Source organism: Parasphingorhabdus halotolerans (assembly GCF_012516475.1).
Taxonomy (GTDB): Bacteria; Pseudomonadota; Alphaproteobacteria; order Sphingomonadales; family Sphingomonadaceae; genus Parasphingorhabdus; species Parasphingorhabdus halotolerans.
This window is the reverse complement of record NZ_CP051217.1, coordinates 2905740-2922944: the sequence shown is the minus strand read 5'-3', so window position 1 is coordinate 2922944 and position 17205 is coordinate 2905740. Positions and strand designations below refer to the sequence as shown.

Below are 17205 nucleotides of genomic sequence, written 5' to 3'. Positions count from 1 at the left end.
ATGAGCCACCTTCTCGACCGATTGAATTTCTTCAGCAAGGCCACGGCCCCTTATGCCAACGGTCATGGCGTCACCACGAGCGAGGATCGACGCTGGGAGGATGGCTACCGGAAACGCTGGCAGCATGACAAGATTGTCCGCTCGACCCACGGGGTGAACTGCACGGGTAGTTGCTCTTGGAAAGTTTATGTGAAGGGCGGCATTGTCACTTGGGAAACGCAGCAGACTGATTATCCGCGCACTAGGCCTGATTTGCCCAATCACGAACCACGCGGCTGTTCGCGCGGGGCGAGCTATAGCTGGTATATTTATTCCGCCAACCGGGTGAAATATCCGCTGATACGTTCCCGTTTAATGCGGTTGTGGCAAGAAGCGCGTAAGACAATGGAACCGGTCGCGGCCTGGACTTCGATTGTCGAGAATAAAGCCAAGCGCGATAGCTACACCAAAGTACGCGGTCATGGCGGTTTCATACGCGCCAAATGGGATGAAGTGACGAAAGTCATCGCCGCCGCCAATGCTTACACCGCTAAGAAATATGGCCCGGACCGGGTAATTGGTTTCTCACCAATTCCAGCGATGTCGATGGTCTCTTATGCAGCCGGATCGCGCTATATGTCGCTGCTCGGCGGCACCTGTATGTCCTTCTACGACTGGTATTGCGATTTGCCGCCTGCCTCCCCGCAGACATGGGGCGAGCAGACCGATGTGCCCGAAAGTGCGGACTGGTATAATGCCGGATTCCTGATGCTCTGGGGTTCGAACGTCCCGCAGACCCGGACGCCCGATGCGCATTTCTATACCGAGGCCCGGTACAAGGGTGCAAAATCGGTGGTGGTGTCACCCGATTATTCCGAAGCCGCGAAATTTTCGGATATGTGGCTGCATCCCAAACAGGGCACTGATTCCGCGCTGGCGATGGCCATGGGTCATGTTATCTTGCGCGAATATCATCTTGACCGGCAGGCGGAATATTTTGAAGACTATGCCCGTAGATACTCTGATATGCCGATGCTGGTCCGGCTGGTTGAACAAGATGGGAGCTTCATCCCCGAACGTCTGCTACGTGCGTCAGAATTTAAAGATGCACTGGGCGAGAAGGAAAATGCCGACTGGAAAACCGTTGCTTATGACGAACTGAGCAAAAAGATCGTTGTCCCCAATGGCACGGTTGGTTCGCGCTGGGGCGAAAAGGGTAAATGGAACCTGGAAGAGAAAGAAAGCGGCGGCAATGATACAAGGCTCAAGCTGACTAATATTCTTGATGGTGATCATGACACGGTTGTTGATGTAGCCTTCCCATATTTCGGCAATCGTGATCATGACTATTTCAAAGGAACAGACCATCCGGATAAGTTGATGAGGCGGGTTCCGGTGAAGCGAGTCAAGCTAGCCAAAGGCGAAGCATTGGTTGCCTCGGTGTATGACCTATTCATGGCCAACTATGGTCTGGATCGCGGTTTGGGCGGCGAAAATATCGCCAAGGATTTCAACGAGAACGAACCGTATACCCCGGCTTGGGCGGAGAAAATTACCGGCGTTCCTGCCGAGACCATTGTGACGGTTGCACGCGAATTTGCAACTAATGCCGAGAGGACCAAGGGCAAGTCGATGGTCATCCTCGGTGCCGGAATCAACCATTGGTACCACATGGACATGACCTATCGCGGGATCATCAATCTCCTCGTGATGTGCGGTTGTGTTGGTCAATCGGGCGGCGGCTGGTCGCACTATGTCGGACAGGAAAAACTGCGTCCGCAAACCGGCTGGCAACCGCTGGCCTTTGCGCTGGACTGGAACCGTCCGCCGCGCCAGATGAACTCGACCAGCTTCTTCTACGCGCATAGCGATCAGTGGCGTTACGAGACGCTTGAAGTGGATGAGATAATTTCGCCAACCGCGCCGGAAGGAGAAATGAGCGGGTCGCTGATCGACTTTAATGTCCGCGCTGAACGTATGGGCTGGTTGCCCTCGGCACCGCAGCTCAAAACAAACCCGCTCGAGGTTGCCAAGGCGGCGCGCAAGGCCGGCAAGGAACCGAAAGATTATATCGTTGATGGGCTGAAATCAGGCGATCTGGAGCTGAGCTGTCACGATCCCGATGATCCGGCCAACTGGCCGCGCAACATGTTTGTCTGGCGCTCCAATATTTTAGGTTCTTCGGGTAAGGGGCATGAATATTTCCTCAAGCATCTGCTTGGCACTGAACATGGAGTTCAAGGCAAGGACCTTGGCGAGATGGGTCATGTGAAGCCTGAAGATGTGAAATGGCATGATGATGCACCCAAGGGTAAACTTGATCTTGTTGTCACGCTCGATTTCCGCATGTCCACTACCTGTGTCTATTCAGACATCGTTCTACCGACCGCGACCTGGTATGAGAAAAATGACCTCAATACCTCCGACATGCACCCATTTATCCATCCACTTTCAGCAGCTGTTGATCCGGTATGGGAATCCAAATCCGACTGGGAAATCTACAAGGCGATAGCCAAGAAATTCTCCGAAATCGCACCTGAAGTTCTGGGCGAGGAAGAGGATGTGGTGCTGACACCGATCCTCCACGATACGCCGGGTGAAATCGCGCAGCCGTTTGATGTGAAGGACTGGACGAAAGGCGAGATTGATCCGGTCCCCGGTGTAACCATGCCGCAAATCAGCGTTGTAAAGCGCGATTATGCCAATCTTTACAAGCAATTCACCGCGCTTGGACCGCTAATGGATAAAGCCGGTAACGGCGGTAAGGGCATTGCCTGGCAAACCGCGCATGAGGTTCAGCATTTGAGAGACCTGAACGGTGTCGTCACCGACGAGGGTGTCACCAAGGGCATGGCCAAGATCGATACGGACATCGACGCCACCGAGGTCATCCTGATGCTCGCACCCGAAACCAATGGCGAGGTAGCGGTCAAGGCATGGGAGGCGCTGGAAGAATTTACCGGCCGCGAACATGCGCATTTGGCAAGGCCAAAAGAAGATGAGAAAATCCGCTATCGCGATGTGGTCGCACAACCGCGCAAGATTATCTCGTCACCGACCTGGTCGGGCATCGAGAGCGAAGAAGTTTGCTACAATGCAGGCTATACAAACGTCCACGAATTGATCCCTTGGCGGACGCTCACTGGGCGGCAGCAATTGTATCAGGACCACTCATGGATGCGCGCCTTTGGCGAAGGCTTCTGTGTCTATCGTCCACCGATTGATACCAAGGCGGTCAAGCCAATGCTCGACCGGGCCGATGGACAAAAGCATGTTGTGCTCAACTTCATCACGCCGCACCAGAAATGGGGGATTCACTCGACCTATACCGACAATCTGCTGATGCTGACCCTGTCACGCGGCGGCCCGATTGTGTGGATGTCGGAAATTGATGCCGAGAAAGCCGGACTGGTCGATAATGACTGGGTTGAAGCGTTCAACTCCAACGGTGCACTTGTCGCCCGCGTGGTGGTCTCGCAGCGGATGAAAGAGGGCACGCTCTTCATGTATCACGCGCAGGAGAAAATCGTGAACGTGCCGGGATCACAGATCACCGGACAGCGCGGCGGCATTCATAACAGCGTTACACGCGCTGTACTCAAGCCGACCCACATGATCGGCGGCTATGCGCAGCTCAGCTATGGTTTCAACTATTACGGCACCGTCGGTTCCAACCGCGATGAATTCGTGATTGTTCGCAAGATGACCGAAGTCGACTGGCTCGATGGTGAAAAAGACCGGCTGCAGCCGGGAGAAATTCCCGGTGAAAAATTGGAGGCAGCAGAATGAAAGTCTGCGCACAAATAGGCAAGGTCCTGAATCTTGATAAATGTATTGGCTGTCATACCTGTTCGGTCACCTGCAAGAATGTATGGACCAGCCGCGAGGGCATGGAATATGCTTGGTTTAACAATGTCGAGACCAAGCCGGGCATCGGGTATCCGAAGGATTGGGAGAACCAGAAGCAATGGAATGGAGGCTGGGAGCGGCAACGCAATGGCCGAATTCGCCCCAAAATGGGCGGAAAATGGCGGCTGCTTGCGAAAATCTTCGCCAATCCCGACATGCCCGAAATTGACGATTATTATGAGCCGTTCACGTTCGACTATGAGCACCTGCAAAAATCGCCCGAAATGAAGGCAATGCCAACCGCGCGTCCGCGATCTCTGGTTTCGGGCGAGCGGCTGGAGAAAATCGAATGGGGTCCGAACTGGGAAGAAATTCTCGGTGGGGAATTTTCAAAACGCGCCAAGGATGCAAATTTCGAAGGCATCCAGAAAGAAATGTACGGCGAGTTTGAAAATACATTCATGATGTACCTGCCGCGCCTGTGCGAACATTGCCTCAATCCAACCTGCGTCGCGGCTTGCCCGTCCGGGTCTATCTACAAGCGCGAGGAAGACGGCATTGTCCTGATCGATCAGGAAAAATGTCGCGGCTGGCGCATGTGTGTCTCCGGTTGTCCCTATAAGAAAATCTACTTTAACTGGAACAGCGGCAAGTCGGAGAAATGCACCTTCTGCTATCCGCGTATCGAGGCAGGCCAGCCGACCGTCTGTTCAGAAACCTGCGTTGGGCGTATTCGTTATTTGGGTGTGATGCTCTATGATGCCGACCGTATAGAAGAAGCGGCGTCGGTTGAGGATGAGCAGGATCTCTATCAGGCGCAGCTTGATATTTTCCTCGATCCCAATGACCCGGAAGTCATCGAACAGGCGCGGAAAGACGGTGTGCCCGAGGCCTGGCTGGAATCGGCGCGTAAATCGCCGGTATATAAAATGGCGATGGAATGGAAAGTCGCCTTTCCGCTCCACCCTGAATATCGCACCTTGCCAATGGTCTGGTACGTGCCGCCATTGTCACCGATTAACGCAGCAGCCAGTGCCGGGCAGCTCGATATTATCGACGGCATGCCCGATGTTCGCAGCCTGCGTATTCCTTTGCGCTATCTGTCCAACTTGCTCACCGCAGGCAAGGACGAACCGATTGCGCTTTGCCTCGAACGGATGATGGCGATGCGCAGCTATATGCGTGCCAAGACGATTGATGGCGTGATTGCTACCGATGTTGCCGAACGGGTTGGTTTAACACCCGCACAAATCGACGAAATGTATCACATCATGGCGATTGCCAATTATGAGGATCGCTTCGTCATTCCTACCAGCCACCGTGAAGACGCGGAAGACGCCTTTGACGAACGCGGAGAATGCGGCTTCTCGTTTGGTAATGGTTGCTCTGGTGGTTCGACGGAGACCAACTTGTTCGGTTCGTCGAAGCGCCAGAAAATCCAGACACCATCTGAAGTTTTTGGCGGAGGTAATGTGACATGACCAAAACATTCAAGATACTTGCTGCTCTGCTGACCTATCCGACAGCGGAAATCCAGGAGGCGGTGGATGATTTTTTGCCGCTGCTGAAGGAGGAAGGCATGCTTCCAGCGGCTTTTGTCAAACGGCTCAACCCTATCATCGCCGAATATCGCGAACGCGACCTGCTTGATCTTCAAGAACGCTATGTGCTGCTGTTTGACCGCACACGGTCGCTGTCGCTGCATCTGTTCGAGCATGTTCACGGTGAGAGCCGTGATCGCGGACAGGCGATGGTTGATCTCAAATCCATGTATGAAGAAAAAGGCTTATTGATCGATTCCACCGAATTACCCGATTTTCTCCCGCTCTTTCTCGAATTTCTCTCGATATTGCCACCTGCCGAGGCGCTGGAGTTACTCTCCGAGCCCGCGCATGTAATTGCCGCCGTTGGAGAGAGGCTGGCCAAGCGTGACAGTTGCTATGCCGCTGTCCTGGGGGCGCTTGGTCAGCTGTCCGGCCCAGCCGATGCAGAAGTGATTGAGGCGCTACGCAATGAACCGGATGATGATCCGGATGACCTGGAAGCACTGGATGAAGCCTGGGAGGCGGAGCAAGTGACCTTTGGTCCCGGCTCGCCCGAAGATGGCTGCCCGAAAGTATCCGATATGCTCGGCAAAATGCTGGACGAAACGCCGCATCAGGCGATGACAAATGGAGGGCCCGATAATGGATGATTATCTGAACCACCTGCTTTTTGGCATCTATCCCTATATTGCGCTGGCCGTGCTCGTGATCGGTTCCATTATCCGATATGATCGCGAGCCCTATAGCTGGCGCGCGGGTTCAAGCCAGCTCCTTCGTCGCAAGCAGCTGATGTGGGGATCTGTGCTGTTTCACGCGGGGGTACTATTCGTGCTATTTGGCCACATTGTTGGCCTACTAGTGCCAATCTGGATATTCGATTCACTTGCAGTGAAGCATGAATGGAAGCAGGCGCTGGCCGTCTTCGGCGGCGGAATTGCGGGAGCCATCGCTTTTGTCGGCGCATCGATGCTGCTTCATCGTCGCCTGTTCGATGCGCGTATCCGTGCCAATTCACCCTTTGCCGACACCGGCATTCTTTTCCTTTTATGGTTGCAGCTTGCGTTGGGGCTAGCGACAGTGCCGATATCGCTTGGACATATGGACGGGGAACAGATGGTGCGCTTTATGGCGTGGGCCAATGGCATCTTCACCTTCAACCCGACAGCCTCGCTGTTCCTTGATGGTTCGCACTGGGTTTTCCGGGTACATATTTTTCTGGGACTGACGATCTTCCTGCTCTTTCCATTCACGCGGCTGGTGCACATGCTGTCCGCGCCAGTGCGTTATGTCTGGCGGTCGGGCTATCAGATCACGCGCAGCAAAAAGGCGAGACTATGACACAGACAGCAGAAGCACCCGCACTTGCAGTGAACGGCACAGAAATTCCGCCCGACGCTATTGCAGCAGAAGCCCAAAATCATCCTGCAAAAAATCCCGAGGAAGCCTGGTCAGAAGCAGCGCGTGCGTTAGCGATCAAGACGCTGCTATTGGCCGAGGCGGATCGCCTGTCGATAGAGCCACCACTGATTGACGATGAAAATGGCCGCAAATTGCTGCCCGATGACGCCAGGATCGAAGCGTTGCTTGAACAGGAAGTCGAAATACCGACCGCCGATGAAGCAACCTGTCGCCGTTACTATGAGCAGAATATTACTCAGTTCAGCAGCCCTGATCTGGTCGAAGCATCGCACATCCTGTTCGCCGCCCCTCAGGACGACAAGAAGCGTTATACCAAGGCAGAACTCAATGCGGTGGATACAATTGCAGAATTAAAAGAACATCCAGAGCGTTTTGAAGCACTGGCCGAAACGTTGTCCGCTTGTTCCTCGGCCAAACAGGGCGGCAATCTAGGTCAAATCGGACCGGGCCAAACCGTTGATGAGTTTGAAACATTCCTGTTCAATCTGGAAGCAGGGCAAATGTGCCCGGTTCCGGTAAAAACCCGTTTCGGCGTTCACGTCATTAAAGCAGGACGAAAACTGGATGGAGAGACGCTGCCGTTCGAGGCCGTGCAAAGCAAAATCGCGGATTATCTGGAAGAATCCACTTGGCGCCGCGCCGTCGCGCAATATCTAAGAATCCTTGTTGGCAGGGCAGAGATTTGCGGACTGGATATAGAAGGGAGCGAAGGTCTGTTGGTCCAGTGACACTTTGCTAAGCGGCTGTTTCTGTGGCCATATTACCCGAAACGCATTTCCTTGAGGAGAGGGCATGGGGCAAGAACTGGACACGATCACTTTCTGCGATGCCGATTACGGCGCATTTGTCGAATGCCTGCATCGTGAGACCGATCTGGTGCAAAAGTGGGAGGCTGAGGGTTTGTTATCCAGCGGTCCCGCGACAGGTGGATTTGAACTGGAAGCCTGGATTGTGGACGAGAATATGCGTCCGGCAGCAAAAAACGACGAGCTTATCGAAGCGATCAATAGCGAACTGGTCGTCCGTGAATTGTCGCTTTTCAATATCGAACTGAACGGCGACCCGGCCATACTGACGGGCAATGCTATATCCCATCTTCATGATAATCTGGCGAACCAATGGAGCAATGCGTCGGATGTCGCGCAATCCATGGGGCTTCATCTCGCAAATATTGGAATATTGCCGACACTCCGTGACAGCGATCTCTGTGTTGAAAACATGTCGAAGGGAAAACGGTACCGTGCCGTGAACAAGCAGGTTTTCAAAATGCGACATGGGAAGCCGATCGGATTGAACATCTCGGGCAAAGACAAACTCGACACGGTGCATCATGATGTCATGCTCGAAGCGGCGACAACATCGTTCCAAATCCACCTCAAAATTCCACCGGATCAGGGCGCGCACTATTATAATGCATCCAAACTGGCCTCGGTGCCGTTGGTTGCCGTAGGGGCCAATTCGCCGTATCTATTTGGCAAGGATTTGTGGGACGAAACCCGGATTCCCTTATTCGAACAAGCTGTCTCGGTCGGGGATTGGGACTATGCCGAGCGAGCGACCTTTGGTGTCCGCTTTATCGAAGAATCACTGTGCGAAGTATTCGTTGCAAACCGCCAACGCTATCCGGTTTTGTTGCCGCAAGTTTCTGATCGCGGAGATGAAAAGCTTGATCATTTGCGACTGCAGAACGGTACCATCTGGCGCTGGAACCGACCGCTGGTCGGGTGGGATGATGACGGCACACCGCATTTTCGCATGGAACAGCGCGCGGTATCAGCTGGCCCTACCATCGCCGATGCAATGGCCAATGCTGCCTTCTCTTTCGGGCTGGTCACCTATCTCGCTACCCACGAAAACCCGCCGCACAAACGGACGCAGTTTTTCACCGCGCGCGACAATTTCTATGCAGCGGCGCGGCATGGCCTGAATGCCAAAATACGATGGGATCATGTTGATGATCTGGCGCTGGATCGCATGATCTGCGACACTTTCGTGCCAATGGCGGAAACAGGTCTACAGCAACTGGGTCTGGCAGATGCTGATATCGAAACCTATCTGGGAATCATCGCCGAACGAGCAGCCAGCAAACAAAACGGCGCGCAATGGCAACGCGATTATTTGGCCAAACATGATGTTGACATGGCCGGTCTGGTTGCTGCTTATCTGGAGCGGCAACAAACCGATACTCCGGTACACAGGTGGACAATCTGACCATAGATTTGCGACGGTTCGACGAGATTCCTGACGCGCTATACACCTGCGCGCCGACAGAGCTTGAATCGGTTTTGGGCGGTCCTTCGCTATTCTTTGTCGAGGGACGTCAGTCATCACCTTTGTTCGTTACTGTGTTGCAACATGGCAACGAACCAACTGGCTTCGAAGCGGTTCAGGCAATTTTGAACAAATATCGGTGCCAGCTGCTTCCCCGCTCGATGTGGCTTTTTATCGCCAATGTTGCAGCCGCGAAGAAACGCCAGCGCGTTTTGAATGGACAAACCGATTATAACCGAGCGTGGCCGGGTACTCTCGTCCCCGATTCATGCGAAGCAAAGCTGATGCAACAGGTGGTTGAAACAGTAACCGCCAAACCTCTTTTCGCCAGTATCGATCTTCATAACAACACTGGCACCAATCCGCACTACGCCTGTTTGAACGAACTGGATCCACCATTTTTGCATCTTGCGGCATCGTTCGCGCGCACCACAGTCTATTATCGGCAGCCAGTGGGCACTCAATCGCTTGCCATGGCCAAATATTGTCCGGCTGTAACACTTGAATGCGGCAAGGCGGGAGAAGACGCGGCGCTGGATCATGCAGCGGAATATCTCGAGGCTTGTTTACACATGCAAAACCTGCCCGATCATGCGCTCGCGAAGGGTGGCATAATATTGCTGAAAACGCAGGCCATCGTGAAAATGAAACCCGGAATCGATTTTGGATTTGATGGAACATCCGAGGTGCGATTCCGTGATGATTTGGATCATTTTAACTTTGGCGTCTTGAACGCAGGTCAATGGCTTGCAGATATGACGGACTGCGATCAGCTACCAATTACCGCGACCACCGACAATGGAGAGGATATTGCTTACGATCTGTTCGAAATCCAGAACAACCGTTTGATCACCCGTAATGACATCATCCCATCCATGGCCACACTTGACGTTGACATCATCAAACAGGACTGCCTATTTTATGTAATGCAGGAGATTACTGCCACGTAAGTGTATGTCCCAAATTTGCAACGCGAACAGCCTATACAGTCAGATATTTAGCAACTATGTGCAGTACCATGACTGCTTGCGCCGACTGCCCCGTTCGAAATCGTGCAATTTGCTCCGTTTTGGAAGACGGCGAGCGAGCGATATTGAGTCAAATTGGCCACAGGCAATCCTTATCCGCCGGTCAAACCCTTATGTGGGAGGGAGACAAGTCATCTGTAGTCGCCAACGTTATTGAAGGCGTGCTGAAACTTTCCACATCGCTGGGCGACGGACGTGAACAGATTGTCGGAATTGCCTATCCTGCGGATTTCGTCGGGCGGCCATTTGGTGATCAGACGCGATATACCATTAGCGCAATTACCGATGCCCGTATCCATTCTTTTCCGCGCGCAGGATTTGAAAAATTTGCACAGGAACACCCCAAGCTTGAGCATAGAATATTGGAGCGTACATTGACCGAACTGGATAATAGCCGGCAATGGATGCTACTGCTCGGACGCAAAACTGCGCAGGAAAAGCTGGCGACTTTTTTACTCGATATGTCCGAGCGACTGAAAGATGAATGCTGTGACGAAATTCTTGCCCCGCTGGATAAATTCACTCTTCCTTTTGGGCGCCAACAGATTGCCAACATTCTGGGCCTGACAATTGAAACCGTCAGCCGGCAATTAACGGAACTTACCAAAGCAGATTTGATCAAATTGCCAGACCAGCGCGAAGTCTTGATTTTGGACCGTAACCGGCTTCAGGAACTGACTGATTTATAATCCAACTCAAATGGCATCGTCGCATAAATCGGTCGACTTCTGGTGCGCTATTTGAGTATCAAACTGCATTTTTATTGTTCACTTTTAACGTAAAGAATCCTGTTTGTTCTTTTTCCAATCGCCTCTTCGAGCAAATCTCCAATCCTTTGCGATGCTTCAATCACCTGCCCGTCATCCAGATGCGCATAGCGCGCTGTAGTCGTGACATGGGAATGGCCAAGCAGCTGCCCGATCATCGGCAATGTTTCCGAACGAGCCGCCGCATGACTGGCAAAGCTGTGGCGGAGATCATGCAGGCGTACGTTGCTGAGGCTGGCATCCTGTTTCACCTTCTCCCAGAATTTTCCGATGGACTTTACCGGCTTTCTTGTCTTCGGATTCCAAAACACTTCGGGATGATTGCGATGGCGCGGCAATGCTGCCAACAGGATGCGTGCTTCCTCTCCCAACCAGACGGTGCGCGGTCCGGTCTTGCTATCTGTCAGCGACAAACGCCGACCCTTCACTTCAGACCATAGCAGGTTGACTATCTCTGACTTCCGGCAACCAGTGAGAATGAGCAAGTAGATGATCGTAGCCTGCAACGGATAATCCTTACCGTGTTTGTCGAGCGCCATGCCCAGCCTTGCAAACTCCTGATCAGATAAAAACCGTTCACACTTGCGCCGCTTGTTGGCGCGCACGAAGGCGCATGGGTTGCTACCCTCCTTGAGATGACCCCATTCCTCCGCCTTGTTGAACATGGCGCGTAGTATCTCAAAACAGCGATTGCCTGCACCGGGACCGCCGCGATTGGTGACATCGTTAAACCACGTCACGACATCTGCTTCTTCAATCTCATCAAGGAACTTTCCAGCAAAGGCTTTGTCGAGATAGGCTTGGCGATAGTTGGTCTGGGTCATTTGCGTCGATGGCTTCCACTTGGGCATCATCGTCTTCCAGTAGAATTTGAGATAATCGGCAAATAGCGGGATTTTACGTTTGGCTATTCTCTCCTCTGCCGGGTTCTGTCCAATCTGTGCGCGAACAAGCACCCGCCGCGCCACATCCATTGCCTGGCGTTGATTCAATATCTTTGCGTTGCCGATAGTAACCGTGCGCGTTCTGCCCTGCATCAACGCCTGCACCACGTAGACCTTTCGCCCGCTACCATAGATGCGGACGCCAAATCCCGGTAACTTTCTTGACCAGCGTGTTGTCCGTAACTTGCCCTTGCGGCTGCAATTGCCGGTGAGGTCGATATGGAGATAACCAAGTTCCTCTTCGACAATGCCTTTGAGTGTCAGCGCGTTCATGACGCTATCCCCAGACATTTGGCGATTGAGCCGGATACTCTACTCGCAGCATCGGAAACCACTTCATCGGATAAGTGGGCGTATCGGGCCGTTGTTTCAGCAAGAGCATGGCCAAGTAATTTGCCGATGACCATCAACGAGATATTGTTCTGGATAGCTATCGAGGCAAAACTATGCCGCAGATCATGAAGCCGTACATCCGGTAGAGCCGCCACCTCCCGTATTCTTGGCCAGAAGTTTGTCAGGTTGATCGGACCATCACACTGCGGCGCTGGAAAAACCCATCCTTCGCGCCGCTGGTTTGGAATATCATTCAGGACAGTCAAGGCCTGCCGGTTAAGATAAATGATCTTTGCGCCCGTCTTGCTGTCCGGAAGCATCAGTCTTGGCGGCTGCACCCATTCCCAGCGCACGTTTTGGATTTCTCCGCACCGCGCGCCTGTAAAAATGAGCAGTTTAACTGCCCGTACAATATCGGGCCTCCGGTCTTCAAACTCACGCAATGCAAGCGCCAGTCGCTGAAACTCGCGATTTGTTAAAAATCTCTCCATGCGCTTGCGCTTGTAGCGCGGCGTCCCTTTACATGGATTGGAACCACGCGGGCGCAACCCAAGCTGTTCCGCATAGGTCATCATGACCGCTAGAACAGGTAGGGTTCGATTGAACGACCCCGGCTTTTCTGCAAAACCATCACGCCACAGCAAGATATCGCTTTTGCGCAATTCATCTACCCGCCGATCACCAAAGGCTTCGCAGATGTCACGAAACACGGAAACCTTGTTTCTTTTCTGCGTGCTTGGTTTCCAGTGGCGTGCATAATCCGCCCAGAAGCGAGGCGCATAGTCACGTATTAATGGAGATTGTTTCTTCTTGGCGTCAGTTTTAGCGTTCGCGATAGGTAATCCATCAAGAGCGACCTTCACCAGCTCTGCTTTCGCCAGACGGCGCGCCGTCTTGGCACTCACCTCACCAACATGACCCAAAGAAATACGTCGCTGCTTGCCGCGTTGCCTAAGCATCACGAACCATGTCTTGCGCCCGGATGGAAACACTCTAAGTCCAAAGCCCGGTAGGTCTTTATCCCAATATTCGATTTCTGTATTACCGACGCGCCGCCGCGCTATGTTGCCATTCAGGTGGACACTGTATTGGGTGGGTGTTTTTGATACAGAATCAGCAACAACTTTAAGGTGATTCCGGGGTAGATTTTCTGGTAGTAGATGGCCATTGGAGAACATCGCTTTTTGCTCCTCGCTTGGGAACAATTAGGATGCAAAACCAATGGTTTATAACTTCTTACTGCAATGAAATTGCGTACGGTGTACCTGTCAAGTTCCCGACTGTGGGCCTTGTTTCTAGTTGTTGGAGACTTAAATTTGCGTAGCATGAAACCCTGGGCCAAAGAGCCAGCAGCCCGTCGGCAATTGAGCATTTTTAGTACCCAATCAATGTTTGAAAATATGCTCGCGGTGCCATGTCAAAAATGCCGGATGGGGACGGTCTCCCAAGCGTTGCGGGGCCGTTGCTATGCTATTTTTGTTGATCATGCTGCGAATACTCTCGGGGTCATTGGCTTGGCGGCTAATGAGAATATTCAGGTCATCTTCCAGGCCAATCAGGCCCCGGTCAAACATCCAATGAACGGTTCCCGATAGCGCAAGCCCATTGCTCACAATATCTGGTCCGCCCTTCTCAACGGGTTTGATGTGGGCCGCCTCCACCTCAGCCCTTCCGCCGCCATTGATAAGTTTCAATCCGGTAATCGCGCAACGTGAACCATAGGCCGCCACCACGCGCCGTCTGAATAGCCGATCGCGGACTAGGCGTGATCCGAGATTTGCAACGCGATCACGTTCAACTTTAAACAAGAACGGCGTTCGTTCTTCGCGTAGTTGCGACACTGCTGGTTCGAAAGTATCCACGCGCGGTAGAAAACTATCATCTTCCGCCAACCCTAAATCGATGATGCGATTAAAGTCTTGAGGCGACAAAGGCCGAACAGCAGATTGCGCGCGGCCCGAGTTCTTGCCTTCAGCATTAAGCACGCCCCGCTCAACAACGCCATGCGGGCCGTTAAAGGGCACGGCGTTTGCGAAATCCAAATAACTGCCGGGTTCAATCAGCGCGAGATACATGTACTTGGCGGTGGGATCGGGCACCACCTGCTCGACCTTTGCGACCGCAAAATAACCACGCGTGTCTGCAACTTTGCTGGGCTCATAATAGATAATCCAGTCGCCAATACATTGCTCAACCCGCTTTAAATACTGGCGCGGAAATTGATAGCGCTCAGCCGGGCTGTCGTCATAGATCGAATCTGATCGGTGAATGAAAACGCAAAAGGTCATTGGCGGACGCTAGCGAGCATTGGCGGATTAGGAAATTCTATTTTGCGGCACGATTTTTTCCGGAGAGCCGACGTTCTTACTACGCGGGGCAAACACGTTTCTCCGTCTTGATCAATGTAAAACATTCAGAAGTGTTCGTTCCAACGATTTTACGTTGCTCACATAGGTAACCATCCCGCTAATTTTTTTGCCGTTAGTTCATCGTTCAAGCATCACCGATAGCTGTCATTCAGTCACCTTAGATTTCTGTGTTACAATTGGCCGCTTTTCTAACCTTGGCTGGGCACTACGGGAATAACAGAAGCTTCCACAAATAGCGAATGATCCTAACCAGATCAGCAACACTGAATAACTAGCCGGCTGATGCTGGTAGGTTAACGGGCTGGGGTTTAAGCGATTGCGGTTTGGTTTGGTGTGCTTATCCAAAAAGTTTAAGATTACATCATCGGTTAGATTACTGGATGTGTTTGAGAAGCAAACTCTGCCCCAGAAGCGTTGGCCCCAGAAGCGTTCGCGGATATGCTCGAACTCTTGCTGTATCATAAGGGAGATCGCCCCTTGGCTTTGCGTACGAAGTCGCTGACTATGATATGGGGTGGGGTCTCGACGAACATATGCACATGATCACATGTCAATGCACTGTGAATGATGGCCACTGGCAGTTCGTTGCAAACCTGCCGGACAATCTCTCGCACCCGCATACGGTCCTCGCCGTCCACCTCCTTGAAACGATATTTCGGTGCCCACAAGATATGATGCCGATGATGCAAAGCCGTGTGAGACCCCCGTGCATATGCCTTAAACAATGATCCTGCAGATAATGCCCTCGCCTGCGAGCTAGTCATTTTCTGGAGAATCTTGCTGAACCAACAAAACGGCTAAAGCCTCCTGCCAGTTATAAGCTGACGGATATACTAAAAATATTATTTGATCCGTTGCTTTTCAAGCTTGCGGGCCAGCGTACGGCGGTGCATCCCCAGCCTGCGAGCGGCTTCGGAAATGTTGAATCCAGTTTCTGCCAGTACTTCGTGAATATGTTCCCATTCTATCGTCTTTATCGATTGCGTAGTGCGCGTTTCGATTTTGGTATCGACGTTGCCGATCACTTTTCCGAAAGCCGCCTCAATATCATCGCTGTTCGATGGTTTGGGCAGGTAATTGGCCGCGCCTAATTTGACTGCCTGCACAGCCGTGGCTATGCTGGCATAGCCGGTAAGCACCACAATGATGATCGTGCGGCTGTGATCCGACAGCGCCTTGACGCATGCCAATCCACTTTCCGTCCCCAGCTTTAAATCGACCACCGCAAAATCCGGCGTCTCGCTTGCAACACAGGACATCACTGAGGAAAGGCTGTCGGCATGGCTAACACGGTAACCGCGCCGTTCGAACGACCGTTTTAGCGTGCGGGCAAAATCTGCGTCATCCTCGACGATAAGCAGGCTGCGAACAGTCATGCTGTTGTACCGCGATAAAGGATTGCTATGAGCGGTAATGAAAGCGTGACAACCGCGCCGCCACTCGGTTCATTGGCAACCGACACATTCCCGCCCATTTTACGCATAGCATTAACAACCAGAAACAAGCCAAGGCCGCCGCCCAGCTTACCCTTGGTCGAAACATAAGGCTTACCAAAATTGGCAAGCACGTCTGGATCGAAACCAGGGCCATTGTCTTGTACCCTGATGATAAGGTTACCATTGTCGAGCATGGCGGCTAGGCAGATTTGCGTCCCTGAAGCTTCGCGCGCATTATCGAGGATATTGCCGATTACCTGTTTCAGCGCGCTGTCTGACACAATATTTTCGTCCTCGGTCAGGAGATTTTCGAATGTCAGCGCATCGCCGCCATGGCGTGCTCGCCAATCGGAAACCACCTCTTCCAAAAATGCAAAAACGGTTGTGATAACCGGGTTTTCGCCGCGCGCTTGCCCGGCAGACAGCAGGATATTGCCAACGATCAACTTGCACCGGTCAACTGCGATCCGCATGTCGTCCAATTCCTCCATTATAACTGGATCGCCCTTCAGTTTCTCATAATGGGTCCAGTCGTTGACGATGACCGCGAGAGAGGCCAGCGGCGTGCCCAATTCATGCGCCGCACCCGACGCCAGCAAGCCCATGCGAAAAATATGGTCTTCCTCGGCTGCATGCTGCCGCATCGCTGCTAGCTTCGCATCACCTGCTCGCAAATTGGCGTTAATCCGAGTGACGTATAGCACCAGCAGAACCGCGATCAACGCGAAGGATGCGAATGTGCCGAGAATGTAGAGATCGAACGGGCCAAGGTGCAGTTTCTCTGGTAGGTTAAGCGGAATGTGAAACTGTACCAACAGCAAGAAGCAAATCGAATTAATCCCCACAATTATCCAACTCGACCAACTGCGCAGCAGAACCGCGCCCAGCACAATCTGTAAAAGATACAGCGAGATGAACGGATTGGTCGCACCGCCGCTAAAATAAAGCAAGCCAGTCAGCGCCAGCACATCAAGCAGCAGCGCGGCAAACAGCTGGCTGTTGCCGATTTCTTCGCGCCCACTATCGCTTATGCCTTCGCCTCTATCATCGCTACCTTCTTCGCTGCGCTCCGTGCGGGCGAGGCTGATGAGGTTAAGCGTGAACAGCGCACCGATGATCGCGAGCATAGCTATAACTGGCAACGCAATGCCAAGAGCAAAATGAACCAGGATGACCGTTGCCCCTTGCCCGGTCAGCGCCAGCCAGCGCATATTGATGAGCAGGCGCATATTGTCCCGCCCGCTGGGTTCGGCTTGTTGCATGGGT

Annotated in this window: 14 protein-coding genes; 8 read left to right on the top strand and 6 right to left on the bottom strand. The window is 52.7% G+C overall.

What is annotated here, in order from left to right:
• The 8 genes from HF685_RS14345 (at position 1) to HF685_RS14310 (ending at position 10779) form a co-directional block, all read left to right on the top strand.
• The gene (locus tag HF685_RS14345) at positions 1-3768 is read left to right on the top strand and encodes a nitrate reductase subunit alpha (RefSeq protein WP_168820574.1); all 3768 of its coding nucleotides are present in this window, start codon (positions 1-3) and stop codon (positions 3766-3768) included.
• A complete protein-coding gene (narH, locus tag HF685_RS14340; RefSeq protein WP_168820573.1) occupies positions 3765-5309 on the top strand; it encodes a nitrate reductase subunit beta in 1545 nt (514 codons plus the stop codon). The genes HF685_RS14345 and narH overlap by 4 nt, the downstream gene beginning before the upstream one ends.
• Complete coding sequence (gene narJ, locus HF685_RS14335; protein ID WP_168820572.1) at positions 5306-6022, top strand: nitrate reductase molybdenum cofactor assembly chaperone; 717 nt, start codon at positions 5306-5308, stop codon at positions 6020-6022. The genes narH and narJ overlap by 4 nt, the downstream gene beginning before the upstream one ends.
• Positions 6015-6710: a respiratory nitrate reductase subunit gamma gene (gene narI, locus HF685_RS14330; RefSeq protein ID WP_168820571.1), complete on the top strand. Its 696-nt coding sequence runs from the start codon at positions 6015-6017 to the stop codon at positions 6708-6710. The genes narJ and narI overlap by 8 nt, the downstream gene beginning before the upstream one ends.
• Complete coding sequence (locus HF685_RS14325) at positions 6707-7519, top strand: peptidylprolyl isomerase (protein ID WP_168820570.1); 813 nt, start codon at positions 6707-6709, stop codon at positions 7517-7519. The genes narI and HF685_RS14325 overlap by 4 nt, the downstream gene beginning before the upstream one ends.
• 64 nt (positions 7520-7583) lie before the next feature.
• Positions 7584-9002, top strand: coding sequence for a glutamate-cysteine ligase family protein (locus HF685_RS14320; protein ID WP_168820569.1), 1419 nt, complete (start codon positions 7584-7586; stop codon positions 9000-9002).
• Positions 8990-10012 carry a M14 family metallopeptidase gene (locus tag HF685_RS14315; protein WP_168820568.1) on the top strand — a complete coding sequence of 341 codons (1023 nt, stop codon included), beginning with the start codon at positions 8990-8992 and terminating at the stop codon, positions 10010-10012. Before HF685_RS14320 ends, HF685_RS14315 begins: the two co-directional genes overlap by 13 nt.
• 191 nt (positions 10013-10203) lie before the next feature.
• Positions 10204-10779 carry a helix-turn-helix domain-containing protein gene (locus HF685_RS14310; RefSeq protein ID WP_343040059.1) on the top strand — a complete coding sequence of 192 codons (576 nt, stop codon included), beginning with the start codon at positions 10204-10206 and terminating at the stop codon, positions 10777-10779.
• Between the two features lie 71 nt (positions 10780-10850).
• On the opposite strand, the gene HF685_RS14305 is transcribed toward HF685_RS14310, so the two are convergent.
• The 6 genes from HF685_RS14305 to HF685_RS14280 form a co-directional block, all read right to left on the bottom strand.
• The gene (locus HF685_RS14305; protein ID WP_168820567.1) at positions 10851-12074 is read right to left on the bottom strand and encodes a tyrosine-type recombinase/integrase; all 1224 of its coding nucleotides are present in this window, start codon (positions 12072-12074) and stop codon (positions 10851-10853) included.
• Positions 12071-13312 carry a tyrosine-type recombinase/integrase gene (locus HF685_RS14300; RefSeq protein ID WP_168820566.1) on the bottom strand — a complete coding sequence of 414 codons (1242 nt, stop codon included), beginning with the start codon at positions 13310-13312 and terminating at the stop codon, positions 12071-12073. Before HF685_RS14300 ends, HF685_RS14305 begins: the two co-directional genes overlap by 4 nt.
• A gap of 207 nt (positions 13313-13519) precedes the next feature.
• Positions 13520-14422: an HNH endonuclease gene (locus tag HF685_RS14295; RefSeq protein ID WP_168820565.1), complete on the bottom strand. Its 903-nt coding sequence runs from the start codon at positions 14420-14422 to the stop codon at positions 13520-13522.
• A 539-nt stretch (positions 14423-14961) separates the two neighbouring features.
• Positions 14962-15267, bottom strand: a complete 306-nt coding sequence (gene tnpA / locus HF685_RS14290; protein WP_246218637.1) for an IS200/IS605 family transposase — start codon at positions 15265-15267, stop codon at positions 14962-14964.
• 78 nt (positions 15268-15345) lie between these two features.
• On the bottom strand, positions 15346-15879 hold the full coding sequence (locus HF685_RS14285; RefSeq protein WP_168820564.1) for a response regulator transcription factor: 534 nt from the start codon (positions 15877-15879) through the stop codon (positions 15346-15348).
• Positions 15876-17201, bottom strand: a complete 1326-nt coding sequence (locus tag HF685_RS14280) for an ATP-binding protein (protein WP_246218636.1) — start codon at positions 17199-17201, stop codon at positions 15876-15878. The genes HF685_RS14285 and HF685_RS14280 overlap by 4 nt, the downstream gene beginning before the upstream one ends.
• Positions 17202-17205: the final 4 nt, after the last annotated feature.